Source organism: Lysinibacillus sp. UBA5990 (genome assembly GCF_002429815.1).
GTDB lineage: Bacteria > Bacillota > Bacilli > Bacillales_A > Planococcaceae > Lysinibacillus > Lysinibacillus fusiformis.
Genome location: NZ_DJAY01000005.1, coordinates 1 through 12,905 on the forward strand (window position 1 = coordinate 1; position 12,905 = coordinate 12,905).

Below are 12,905 nucleotides of genomic sequence, written 5' to 3' on the forward strand. Positions count from 1 at the left end.
GTTCGTGTTTGTATGGAATCATACTTAATCCTCCCTTGTGAGATATATTTGGGTATGCAAAAAACATTGACGCAAAATATCTTTGCGTATAAAATATTCTTACACTTATTATAATGCAAAATTTCGTTGCATATTTCAAGTAAAAAATTTTTGAGGTGCACTTTTTTATGAAAAATTCTGAACCTTTACTACCTTTTTATGAGTTTATTGCAACAAATGTATCCGTTGGTATTCATGCAGTAGACCTATCCGGCAAGACGATTATTTATAATACAAAAATGAAAGAAATTGAAGGATTCCATTTTGATGAACTTGCGGATCGTTCGATTATTGAAATGTTTTCCTTCCGTCAGCACGAAAGTACATTAATGCGTGTATTACAAACAGGAAAGAAAGAAATTAATGTCAAACAATCCTATTGGAATAAAAATGGCCATGAAATTACAACCATTAATGATACTTTTCCACTTATTGTAGAAGGAAAACTGATTGGGGCAATAGAATTTGCGCGTGATATTACATCATTAGAAAAACTTGTTTATCAACCCCTTCGTCGTTATGATGAGCCTTTGACGTTCGACATGATAAAAGCTGAATCTGAAGCCATGAAGCAGGTCATCGAAAATGCTAAAAAAGCAGCGGCTGTAAAATTACCAGTATTATTAATTGGGGAATCTGGGACAGGCAAGGATTTAGTGGCTGAAGGTATTCACCACGCCGCTTCACCAGATCCTGAAGCCTTTATGACTCTCGTTAGTCGTCGTTCCGCTCAATCGGTGCTTGATAAATTAAATCAGCTTTTAGAAGAAGATAAAGACTATACCTTTTTCTTTGAGCGCATTGATTTTTTGAGCTTAGACATTCAAGAACAATTATTAGATATACTTCAATCCCTACCGCAGTCCAAGTATATGTTAATTGGTAGTGTAGGTAGCGACCCGATTACATTAATTGCTGAAAAAAAGCTGTCCAAATCCCTTTATTATTTCTTTGCAACGATGGCTATTACTATTCCCCATTTAACTGATCGAAAAGAAGATATTCTTCCATTTGTGGATGATTATTTTAGCCGTCATCGAGAACGATTTGCTTCACAGGTTACAGAACTAGCGCCAGATGTACAGGAATTATTCTTACAATATGATTGGCCTGGAAATTTAAAGGAACTCGAGTTACTATTGGATGAAATTGTTTCATTTATGACGATAGAATCTACCGTAACCTCTGATTTATTGCCGCTGCATTTTCGCTTTAAGGTACAGCAGCAAGATACCAACAATCGTGAACCAGAATTCTTTATGTTCCATCAAAATCATGATGTCATGCCATTAGATGCTTATTTGCGCGAAGCCGAATCATATTATGTGCAAAATGTCTTAAATTTATATGAGGGCAATATTACAAAAGCAGCGAATGCACTTGGAATGAGTAGACAAAACCTTCAATACCGAATCCGAAAAATAAAAAAGCAATAACATAAAAACGAGGATACCTTCACTCTGAAAGTATCCTCGTTTTTTATTGTCCAGATTGTTCAATCCAGTCCTGTAATTTATCTTTTAAGGAATTAAAACCATTCGCATCCGATTCATCTACACGGTCTTGCAATGATTTTCGTGGTGGTGCTTCTTTTTTTCTTACTGTTGCCGGGCGTTCCTGTAGCGCTCTCATCGATAAACTAATTTTTTCGGCCTCTTCATCGATTTCAAGTATCTTGACCTCTACTTCTTGCCCAACAGCTAAAAATTCACTAACGTCCTTTACAAAGCCGTATGTTATTTCCGAAATATGCACAAGGCCTTGCGTATTGTCATCTAATGCAACAAATGCACCGTATGGTTGAATACCTGTAACTTTTCCGGTCAACACGTCTCCTAATTCATATTTTTTTACCATAACCTTTGCCCACTTTCTTTTGGTTTGCTACGTATATATCGGTTAAATTATAACATACGTGTAAAATCGGGGCAAAAAATCTCCTTACTCAGAAATGGCTGTAATGATGCAACGTTTTTCACCTTTTCCTGTAGTCGCTGTACCTAACTGGAAGGTTAAATGCTGACCAATCAGTTGAACTGATTCTGGCTTAACACCCGCTTTAATGGTTGTTTGAGAAGCATCTGTTGCATAAAGAATTGTAAAATGTTCCATACCCTCAAATTGAACCATTTTACTCAAATCTACTTCTTGAGACAATAACTGTTTAGCTGTTTCTTGATCACCTTTTCCGTGTGCATATAAGAATAGGCTAACGACGTTCATTGGATTTAATGAATCTAGGATGGTATAATCTTTGCTTGTTATATAGGAATTGTATAGTGCTTCCGTTTGGTAAATCCATCGGAAATCAATACGTAAACCTGCTGAGCCATCTTCTGTTTCTATATAAACTTTGTCTCGTAAATTTAACAACTCCAACCAGATATCCTTTGTTGTAAGTATGTCTAATGTTTTTGATTGTTTATTTGCGTTATATTCTTCAACTATAAATTGAGCGGTCAAGCGCATCGATTCTCCATACTTTCCATTTGCAGATGCAGTTAAAAACTCGATATGTTCGGGCGAATATCTACTCATGTCTTCAGTACCTTTTAGAAGTACAAGCCACGTATTTTCGAATTCTTTCTTTAAATCCCGTAATAGGAAATCAAGTCCTGCTATTGATAGGTCCATTATTAAAGTTCTTTCGTATAATTTTAAAATTCGAACAGTTTCTTCTGCAGAAAACCGTAAATTCTCACCTTCCAATAAAGAGCCAGTAGCCAAATATTTAAAAAGACCTAATATATCAGAGTGAAGACGTTCAGCATATGCTGGTGAATTTTTCTGAAAAATAGGATTTGCTCTAAAGCTAAAGTTATTCCCATCATTAGATAACTCAAAATACTGTTTTTTAGCCGTAGCGATTAATTGATTTAGTTCTTTAGGGTAATTTTTCTCTTTTTGTGCTAGTACACTCGTATACGGAGAAAGCTGATTTGTATAATATTGCAGAACATCTTTCGTTGAGTAGAAATAATTGCTAAAGAAATATCTAGATTCTTCGTATGACATAGAGTTTTCAAATGTGCTGAGTTGCTCTATCAGCTCCCGAGGTGTTTGCAAATTATCTAGTATTTCTTGCTCCAGTTCCACTAAATATTTTGGATTATCCATCATTCTATTAACAACTAATTTTTTATTTCTAGCTTTATCATTGTATCTATTATCAGCTGTTCCAATAAACGATAGTTTCCTAAAATCTTGCTCAGGTATATTGAGCTCCTGACGTGTTTTTTCGCGCTTTTCTAGATACTTTTTTTGTAAACTCAAGAACCATTCTTCATAGCTACTTTCTATCTTTTCTTCATCTGAATGCACGGATGTTGACGGATGGAACATATATGACGACATTAGAATTCCAACTAATAACACACTGGCGATGCTAGCAATCCAAACAGCATGCTTTTGCCATTTTGTTGAAGATTTTGGAACCGTATTATTGATTTCATGAGATTCCCTTATGGCATCTTCATTTTCAATTTGCTGAATAACTTGTTGTGGATCTAGCTCTGATTCCATTCGCTCATAGGATTTTTTCAGTAGTGCCATACGTTGATTAAATTGTTTATCATCCATTTTCTACACTCCCCTCTTGCATTAATGCTGCCTTCAACTTTTCTTTTGCACGTAATAACCGTACCTTAACCGTTGATAATGAAATATTTAAAACCTCTGCGATTTCTTCATATTTTAACTCGTGAAAATAATACAGTACGATAGGGTACCTATATTTTTCATCTAGGGCTTGAATAGCATTGTGTAAGAGTTTATCTTCTTCAAATAATAGAACATCGTCTTCAGCAGAGAGGAAAATAGTTTGCCTTTGCGCATTAAGCTTGTCCTCTTTTGCCAGTTCTCTCTGTTCCTTACGATAATAATCACGTGTAGCATTCAATGTAATTTTATAAAGCCACGTTGTAAATCGATCCTGTTTAAATTGATGTAAAAAGCGATACAGTTTAACAAATACCTCCTGTGAAACATCTGCTAAATCATTGCTATGTACGCCACACTGAAAGGCAAACTTTTCAACTGTTTGTTGATGAATTCGAATAAGATCGATATAAGCTTCTTTGTCTCCTTGCTGTGCCCTCGCTATTAATTCAGCCTCCTCCAAAGCAATCTCCTCCTTTTGTTTATGGAACGACAGAACCTCCCTAATTGTTACATAATAAGGATGTTATTTACTCTAAAAGGAGGAACCTTACTAAAACTCCACCACACGCTATATAAATTGGCTCTTAATGTAGAAATCCCCCCAATCAATATTCAGATATTTGCTTGTGTTATGGAAATATTGCGGTAAAATAAAACTTTAGTACAAGGAGGCTTTATTTTTGTGTCATCGAGAGATCAATTTACAACTAAAATTGGGTTTATTTTAGCTGCCGCCGGAAGTGCTATAGGGCTAGGAGCCATTTGGAAATTCCCTTATATGGCTGGTACGAATGGTGGTAGTGTCTTTATTTTATTATTCATTTTATGTACATTCTTTATCGGCTTACCAGTACTCATTGCAGAATTTATGATTGGTCGTCGTGGACAAAAGGATGCTGTCACATCCTTTAAAGAACAAGCGCCAGGAAAGCCATGGTATTTAATTGGTTGGGGTGGTATGGTCATTGCTGGCCTTATCTTATCTTTCTATAGTGTTGTAGGTGGGTGGATTTTAAGCTATTTGGGTCGTGCCTTTACGTTTAAGCTAACGAATGCAGGTTCTAACATCAACTACGCAGATTTATTTGGCCATATAATTTCGAGTCCATTTGAAGCCGTGCTTGTGCAAGGGCTATTTATGTTATTGACAGTAGTCATTGTGTCAGCTGGCATTAAGGGTGGCATTGAGAAAGCCAGCACATGGATGATGCCGCTCCTATTTATTTTCTTCATTATATTAGTCATACGCTCTTTAACATTGGATGGTGCAATGGAAGGCATTAAATTTATGTTTGTGCCTGATTGGTCTTACTTGAATGCAGAAACATTTTTAATGGCATTAGGACAAGCATTTTTCTCATTAAGTGTTGGTATTGCTGTGATGATTACCTATGCTTCATATCTATCAAAAACAGAGAAGATTGGTAACTCAGCAATCAATGTTGCATCCATGAACATTATCATCTCTTTACTTGCTGGCCTTGTTATTTTCCCAGCAGTATTCGCACTTGGCTATACGCCTGATCAAGGACCTGGCCTTGTATTCATTATTTTGCCGGCTGTCTTCGAACAACTGCCTCTCGGTGGTCTATTCTTAACCATTTTCTTTATTTTATTATTATTCGCCACAGTTACATCTTCCATTTCTATGTTAGAAATTGTCGTGGCAATTGCGATTGGAGATAAACCAGAAAAACGAAAAAAAATTGCCTGGATTGGTGGCATCATTATCTTTATTGTTGGTATTCCTAGTGCATTGTCATTTGGTATACTATCAGATGTGAAGATGTTAGACCGTTCTATTTTTGATTTTGTTGATTTTATGACCAACAATATCGGAATGCCTATTGGCGCTCTGCTAATATCAATTTTTGCAGGTTATTATTATACAAAAGATATTTCTCGTAAAGAGCTAGCCGCATCTAATTGGACGTTTACAATTTGGTACATGTTAATTCGTTATGTGTCCCCAATTGCTATATTAATTATTTTCATTCAGGGCATCTTACCAATATTTAAATAAGCATATAGAACCTCTATTATTACAATGCAAAAAAGAGGTTGTCGTAGGACAACCCCTTTTTTTATAGGAAATATGCAAAATATTTTAAATAATACATTTTGCTTCAAATTTAATAGCAATCAGTTTGTAAGAGATGGATACACAATCTTCAAAAGGAATCCATTGCTCAAACGAATGCTCATATGTTTCTTGAATTACTTTTGCAAGCGTCGATGGATCATCGATTCCTTGCAATGCCGCTACAACATCTGCTGTTTCCGTATCATAATGGTCTGGACCTAAGTGGAATGGATCCCACTCCTCTAGCAGATGGACAGCTGCTTGATTCATTTTTACATTTTCCAAAATACTCACCTATTATCCTTTGATCATAATCGTATGATACCATAGTAAATAAAAAAGAAAAGAGTGATTTGCTTGTCTATTTTTGATCAAACTATCAAACGACGTTGTACAAACTCCGTAAAATGGGACGCAATGAAAATGGTTTATGGACTAAACGATGCGTCCGATATTCTGCCAATGTGGGTAGCTGATATGGATTTTGCTGCTCCAACGGCCGTTTCAAAAGCATTGCAGGAACATGCTGAACGCACTATTTTTGGTTATAGCTTTATTAGCGAGGAAGCGATACAGTCAATCGTGGACTGGCAAAATACTCGTCATGATTGGCACATTGACAAGGATTCCATCGTATTCTGTAATGGTGTTGTTGCTGCCTTAGCAAATAGCATTGTAGCCTTTACTAATCCAGGAGATAAAGTCCTTATATCTACACCTGTTTACCCACCATTTTTTAACATCCCAAAAAGCAATGGGCGCGAAGTAATAAGCTGCCAACTAGTTGAAAAAAATGATGGTAAATTTATCATTGATTATAAAGCTTTTGAACAGGCATTAGCTCAAAATGTGAAAGCCTACATATTATGTAATCCTCACAATCCTGGCGGTTATGTATGGGATGAAGCTACTTTAAAGGAAATTGTACGACTCTGTGCTCAATACGATGTCCTTATTATTTCAGATGAGATTCATGCTGATTTAATGATAAATGGAGAAAAACATATTCCTATTGCCAAAGTAGCAGGCGATGAAATCAATCGTATTATAACGTGTATGGCTCCTACTAAAACATTTAATTTAGCAGGTATTCAGGTTTCTTATATGATTGTGCCAGATAAGAAAAAACGTCTACAGCTTGAAGCCGTGAATATGGCAAGTGGACAAGGCTCATTAAATACTTTTGCCTCTGTAGCATTGCAAGCTGCATATACGGAAGGCTCCCCTTGGTTAGATGAATTGCTGCCGTATATTTCAGCAAATATGGATTATGTTAAAGAGGAGTTAGAGCAGATTCAAGGCATTCGCATCATTAAACCACAATCCACTTATTTAATATGGATTGATTATAGAGAGCTTAAGCTTGAAGAAAAAGATATTATGAATCGACTATTAGAAATTGGTAAACTGGCATTAGAGCCAGGGACAAAATACGGAGAAGAGGGTCGAGGCTTCTTACGTATGAATGTAGCTTGTTCATTTGAAACAGTACAAGACGGCGTAGAACGCTTTAAAAAAGCGTTTAAACAATAAAAAACAAGAGAAGGAATCCCGACTATTTAGGATTCCTTCTTTTTATATGTTTAAAATCCTTAATATGTGGAAAAGTTTCTTATCAATCGGATGGAAAAAGGGGTGTTTTCAATGGACTTAGTTCCTTTAAAAATTCAGCGTGCCTATATGACATTCTTATTTCCTTTCGCCTACCAAACAAAAGATCGGCAAAAGATTGGTAATATCCTTTTAGAAGAAGAGTTTTCTTTTTTTGAATTGAACAATGCTACTCTTGAAAAAGCCTTTTATGGAGACATAACAATCATCCATGAAGAACTTGCCCAGTTTTTTTATCCCTTTCTTGAAGACAAATTATTTCCAAACAAAATGGATAGCCCAGACTTTCTTCGTTTCTCAAAAGCATTTTATACACAAGGAGCCTTACACCATCAAGAAAATTGTATAAACTATGAGCTTATGAGTATCGATGTAACGCTATGCCCTTTCGGCAATGGCATCGTCACTGTACGAACAAGCATAGACAACCCTTATGACATTAGCGATATTTTAAATTTCATTCATTACTTTAGGGTGCTGGAGGCAAAACTGCGAGAGGAAAAGGGCGCAAGTCACCATTTCTCGTTCGGTCAATGTGATTCTACGAGTGAACTATTATTTAACTATTTTATCCCCTTCTTAAAGCCTTTTTTACAGCATCACCAAGACCATAGCTATGAAGGATTACCCTTTTTTGAAGATGAACGAATGTTTTCCTCAGCCTATTTAATTTGTGATGAACAAGCAGAACTTTTACCTGAGCATCTTTTTCGATTAGGGCAAGTAGATGGAAGAACACCTGATGGCAAACCCTTTATTTCAAGTACAAATCCTAAGTATATTTCAAACTATGTGCAGGAACACGCCCATACACGCTGGGCACCCAATAGTTATATTATCTCCTCAGCGCAGGCGCAAATGACACTTACAAATAAGGCATTTAAACATTGTTCACATAGCATTCAAGAGTTTATGGGGACTCACTATTATAATTTGTTCATTCATTATTTTTATAAAATGATGCTCTTAAAGCTTTCCTATGAATACAGTGAAATAAAGTGGGGAAAGGATAAACAAATTGTCAATGAATTAATCGAACTAATCACAAAGTTTTCTGCACGATATTATTTCGAAGAAGTTGTTGTTCGAACTGAAGGTAGGGAAATTTCTCAAATGCTACGAAAGCATTTCCGTATCAATGAACATTATGTAGAAACAAAAGCGACATTGAACAGCTTGTATCGAACACAAGAAGATCAGTCTGATAATCGAAGTAATAATTTATTATTTATTTTAACTGTATTTACGGTTATATCCGGTATTTACGGAATGAATTTAGTCATTGAAGAATGGAAGGACAGTAGTGATCTAGATAGTGTTTGGAGCTATACGCCGTTCGAATGGGTTGCTTTTATTACAGCCATGAGCGGGATTGGCCTATCCATTGTACTCGTTTGCTTCAATGCCTTCAAAACTCTACAAAACATAGTTCGTCGTTCTAAAAGAAAAATTTAAATAAAAGAATCTGTCTCCATTAGAGGCAGATTCTTTTTAATTAAATATTTTGTTGGTTGTTTGTACTTTTCTTTTCTGCTAGTATACGTGCTTCAATTTCCTTTGACTTAATTTCCTGTTTCTTAGAAATTTTACGGAAAAGCGTAAACACGATTACACATAAAATAAGCATGATTAAAAATTCAAATGCTGCTGGAATATATCCTGATTTATCTTCAGGGAAATATAAAAATTGATACATTAAGTTTTCCATGCTCTACACGTCCTTATAATTATTATTCAAAGACTGTAATTGACTCAATTTTCACATCTTCTAATGGTTTATCACGGGGATCTTTTTCTACATCCGCAATTTTATCCACAATATCCATTCCTTCTACAACATGACCGAATACAGTATGTTTATGGTCTAACCAAGGTGTACCGCCATTTTTTGCATAAGCTTCAATAATTTCCTCTGGGAAGCCTGCTCCTTGCAATTGACGAAGCATATCGCTTGGAAGATGTTTCATCTGAACGATAAAGAATTGAGAACCATTTGTGTTTGGACCGGCATTTGCCATTGATAGCGCACCGCGTAGGTTAAACAATTTATCTGAGAATTCATCTTCAAAAGAATCACCCCAAATTGACTCACCGCCCATACCTGTTCCAGTAGGGTCCCCACCTTGAACCATAAAGTCTTGAATAACTCGGTGGAAAATGATGCCGTTATAATAACCTGATTTAGCATGACCCAAAAAGTTTTCAACAGTTTTTGGTGCAAACTCCGGGAACAATTTAATTTTAACTGCCCCTAATGTTGTGTTCATTTCTACAAGCACTTCGCCTGCTTGTACGTCTGTTGTTAATTGTGGAAACATGGAAGTCTCTCCTTTAATGATAATTTTCAGTTTCAATGAAAAAGATGACAATTCATCCTTCTTGACCTCATTTTAGTCTAACATACTTCCGATTGGTTTTCTTCATCAAAGTATTGACGATTTATGCACTTTTAACTTCCTTTCTCAAAATAAAGGAAATAGGTCTGACCGAGTATTTGGAATCAATCCAAAATATGTTATTCTGTTGAAGGATTCATAGAAAGAGTGGAGGCACACATGAAAAAGGCTTTTGGTTTTTTTATTATACTTCTTTCCTTACCTGTTCTATGGTGGATTAGCACAAACATACGAACAGAAATCAATACCGCACAAGCACATGAGGAACAAATTACACAGGCTATTCATTTACCTGAAGTACAACCTCAGCTTCCTGTAACACTTAAGGACCAAAATGGGCAAACATTTAGTGAGGAATATGTCGAATGGCGGCAGCCACTAACATTACAAGAAATTCCACAAATTGCCCAGGAAATATTCATTGCAAGTGAGGATGCCGACTTTTACGAACACATCGGCTTTGATTTAAGTGCTATTATGCGTGCAGTAGTCGCCAATTCAAATACGAGTACTAGCTCACAGGGTGGCAGTACGATTACACAGCAGCTTGTTCGAATGCGTTATTTATCTGATGAAAAAACATATGAACGAAAATTAACCGAACTTTTTTATGCTTATGAATTAGAAAAAGAGTTCGATAAAGAAGCAATTTTAACGATGTATCTTAACGAATCCTATTTTAGCAATCAAGTTTACGGAATTGGTGGAGCCGCAACTTATTATTTTCAAAAGCCACTTCAGCAATTATCAATAGCTGAAATTGCTTTTATTGCAGCGATTCCCAACAACCCCTCCCTTTATAACCCTTTAAAAAACTTTGATCAAACTAAAGCACGTCAAGAACGCTTATTAGATACACTTGCCTTGAAAGGTAGCATTACAAAGGAAGATGCAACGGCTTATAAGGCAGAACCTATTACATTGCGTATTAAGGATAAAATACAAAGCTATCCTATGTATGGCACTTACGTTCTTCAAGAATTAAAATGGTTAGTTGCAGAAAAAGAAGGCTATTCGGATCGACTTAACAATACAGAAAATGAGGAAGAAAAGAAAAAAATTAAGACACAATTAGACAATCGACTTGATACATTATTTCAAAATGGACTCATAATTAACACTGCATTGAATCCACAAAAACAGCAGCATGATGAGCAACAAATGACCGCTACCTTGGGTGCCGGTTCATTGCAAGCAGCAGGTGCTGTTATTCAAAACCAATCCAGAGAAATCGTTAGTTTATATGCAGGAAAAAACTATGAAAAGTTTGATTATCATCGCGCATTTCAAGGAACACGTCAGCCAGGTTCCGCCTTTAAGCCACTGGCTGTCTATGCTCCTTTTTTTGAAACAACAACACATACACCTGATTCAATTGTAAATGGTGGTAGTTATTGTGTTGGATCCTTCTGCCCTCAAAACTATGGGGGCTATAAGTACGGTGATGTGTCGCTGCGCACTGCGTTTCGACATAGCTACAATACATCGGCACTGCGACTGTTCCAGACAGTTGGCGTTGATACAGCATTTCAATATTTAGATCGTTTCCATTTCCGCTCCATTGTAGAAAAGGATCATAATTATGCTGCTTCCTTGGGCGGGCTTACTTACGGTGTAACAGCATTAGAGCTAGCAGATGCCTATACAAGCTTTATTGATGGATCTTATGTTCTAGCCCATAGCATTCGTAAAGTTACAGCTTTAGATGGAACTGAACTCTATAGTTGGGAAACACAGCGTGATCAAATTTGGTCTCCTAAAACAGTAAAATACATGCGTGAGCTACTTGCCGATGTTGTGGCGAACGGTACGGGACAGGGAGTCTACAGTAATAGCAGCTATGTTGGTGCCAAAACAGGGACAACGAATGACTATCGAGACTATTGGCTTGCCGGACTTAATGATACCTATACAGCTGCCGTATGGATTGGATATGATAAGCCTCAATCCATGCAAAAATTAGAAGAATACAAAATTCATCATCAATTATTTAATGTTTTACTTGAGTAAGATTAGTGGTTTGGATGTAATGATCGCAAAAGGGAGCAGAAAGAGATGGTCTACTCCCTTCAGACTGTAGACAAACTCGAAAAAGTTGAGAGTTTGCCTATAGTCTTTTTTCATTTACATTCGAATAAAGTAAGCCATTGATTTCCACTACGGGTGGGGTGGAGCTGCTTCCTTTGCTTTGTTGCTGCCGCTTCACTTTCGCCAGAAAACATCCGCTCAGTCCAGAATCTCGACTTTCCCGCTTTTCCCGCTGAAGTCACCGCCCTTCGTTCTAAACAACTTCTACATAAAGCACTTCATTGTTGCCATTAATGGAAAGCTTGGACGTGACAGGTAAAATAAGAAGTTGCCTATGCTCGAACAACATGTAGTCATTCACCAAATAGTAACTTGAACATAACAAAAACCATCGAGTTTGAGCCTCTCGATGGTTTTTTTGCCTACAGTATGAATTTAGTGGGCAAATGGAAGACTTGCTAAAATACCATTATATAGTTTCAATACAACATAAACGATGAATGTTAATAGAATCGTCCACATAAAAAGTTCAAAGATTAATAGGCCGATTGTGCCGCCCATTGACATGAAATGACTCATTTTGTAAATAAGATAAATGAAATATGTAAAAACAGTTAGGACAAAAATTCCTATTAACACATAAATAAATTGGATGGCAAATGCTGAACACATGGCACCAATAAACAAAATAATATAGCCGTCTCGCGCTTGGCTAACAGTTGCTCCATCGTTGTCTTTTGAAAAAAAGAGCATTCCTAACTCATGGATGGTTTCTCCTACTAGTTTGAGTGCTGAAAATAGCATAAAAAAAACAACTGCAAACACTATGAGTAAAAATACACGTAATTCAACATCAGATAAAAATTCTCGCATTCCTGAATATACACCGATCGCTCGAAAAATCTGTAAAGATTCTCCAACTGCATACATACCAAATGTCAAACTAAACAATAAAATTGTAATTAATGGTAAATAACCGTAGATATATGGATTCTTCATAAAAAATTTTTTCCTCTATTTTTATTGATAACTTCCTATTTATAATATAACGAAAATTCTTCCACTACCGCAAGCTAAATCCCAATAGT

At 36.3% G+C, this 12,905-nt stretch carries 12 protein-coding genes; 5 read left to right on the forward strand and 7 right to left on the reverse strand.

Features of this window, described 5'->3' with window-relative positions; genetic code table 11:
- Window positions 1–167 precede the first annotated feature (167 nt).
- Window positions 168–1,475, forward strand: coding sequence for a sigma 54-interacting transcriptional regulator (locus tag B3D94_RS02875; protein WP_069482437.1), 1,308 nt, complete (start codon window positions 168–170; stop codon window positions 1,473–1,475).
- 43 nt (window positions 1,476–1,518) lie between these two features.
- On the opposite strand, the gene yugI is transcribed toward B3D94_RS02875, so the two are convergent.
- The 3 genes from yugI to B3D94_RS02890 form a co-directional block, all read right to left on the reverse strand.
- Window positions 1,519–1,896 (reverse strand): S1 domain-containing post-transcriptional regulator GSP13, encoded by a 378-nt coding sequence (yugI, locus tag B3D94_RS02880; RefSeq protein WP_008178152.1) that lies wholly within the window; start codon window positions 1,894–1,896, stop codon window positions 1,519–1,521.
- 84 nt (window positions 1,897–1,980) lie between these two features.
- Entirely contained in the window at window positions 1,981–3,618 is a 1,638-nt protein-coding gene (locus B3D94_RS02885) for a hypothetical protein (RefSeq protein WP_291754486.1), read from the reverse strand.
- On the reverse strand, window positions 3,611–4,159 hold the full coding sequence (locus B3D94_RS02890; RefSeq protein WP_069482439.1) for an RNA polymerase sigma factor: 549 nt from the start codon (window positions 4,157–4,159) through the stop codon (window positions 3,611–3,613). Before B3D94_RS02890 ends, B3D94_RS02885 begins: the two co-directional genes overlap by 8 nt.
- A gap of 222 nt (window positions 4,160–4,381) precedes the next feature.
- Between B3D94_RS02890 and B3D94_RS02895 the strand changes: the two genes are divergently transcribed.
- Complete coding sequence (locus tag B3D94_RS02895; protein WP_291754488.1) at window positions 4,382–5,722, forward strand: sodium-dependent transporter; 1,341 nt, start codon at window positions 4,382–4,384, stop codon at window positions 5,720–5,722.
- An 84-nt stretch (window positions 5,723–5,806) separates the two neighbouring features.
- On the opposite strand, the gene B3D94_RS02900 is transcribed toward B3D94_RS02895, so the two are convergent.
- The gene (locus B3D94_RS02900; protein ID WP_083244733.1) at window positions 5,807–6,067 is read right to left on the reverse strand and encodes a DUF1871 family protein; all 261 of its coding nucleotides are present in this window, start codon (window positions 6,065–6,067) and stop codon (window positions 5,807–5,809) included.
- A 72-nt stretch (window positions 6,068–6,139) separates the two neighbouring features.
- Between B3D94_RS02900 and B3D94_RS02905 the strand changes: the two genes are divergently transcribed.
- Both B3D94_RS02905 and B3D94_RS02910 read left to right on the forward strand, forming a co-directional pair.
- Entirely contained in the window at window positions 6,140–7,315 is a 1,176-nt protein-coding gene (locus B3D94_RS02905; RefSeq protein WP_291754492.1) for a MalY/PatB family protein, read from the forward strand.
- A gap of 111 nt (window positions 7,316–7,426) precedes the next feature.
- A complete protein-coding gene (locus tag B3D94_RS02910) occupies window positions 7,427–8,848 on the forward strand; it encodes a hypothetical protein (RefSeq protein ID WP_069482442.1) in 1,422 nt (473 codons plus the stop codon).
- A gap of 40 nt (window positions 8,849–8,888) precedes the next feature.
- On the opposite strand, the gene B3D94_RS02915 is transcribed toward B3D94_RS02910, so the two are convergent.
- Together B3D94_RS02915 and B3D94_RS02920 are read right to left on the reverse strand one after the other, a co-directional pair.
- Entirely contained in the window at window positions 8,889–9,101 is a 213-nt protein-coding gene (locus B3D94_RS02915; RefSeq protein ID WP_069482443.1) for a hypothetical protein, read from the reverse strand.
- A 22-nt stretch (window positions 9,102–9,123) separates the two neighbouring features.
- Window positions 9,124–9,711: a peptidylprolyl isomerase gene (locus B3D94_RS02920; protein ID WP_069482444.1), complete on the reverse strand. Its 588-nt coding sequence runs from the start codon at window positions 9,709–9,711 to the stop codon at window positions 9,124–9,126.
- Window positions 9,712–9,948: 237 nt separating this feature from the next.
- On the opposite strand from B3D94_RS02920, the gene B3D94_RS02925 reads away from it, so the two are divergent.
- Entirely contained in the window at window positions 9,949–11,799 is a 1,851-nt protein-coding gene (locus tag B3D94_RS02925; RefSeq protein ID WP_069482445.1) for a transglycosylase domain-containing protein, read from the forward strand.
- 453 nt (window positions 11,800–12,252) lie between these two features.
- On the opposite strand, the gene B3D94_RS02930 is transcribed toward B3D94_RS02925, so the two are convergent.
- The gene (locus B3D94_RS02930; RefSeq protein WP_291754498.1) at window positions 12,253–12,816 is read right to left on the reverse strand and encodes a DUF5366 family protein; all 564 of its coding nucleotides are present in this window, start codon (window positions 12,814–12,816) and stop codon (window positions 12,253–12,255) included.
- Window positions 12,817–12,905 lie beyond the last annotated feature (89 nt).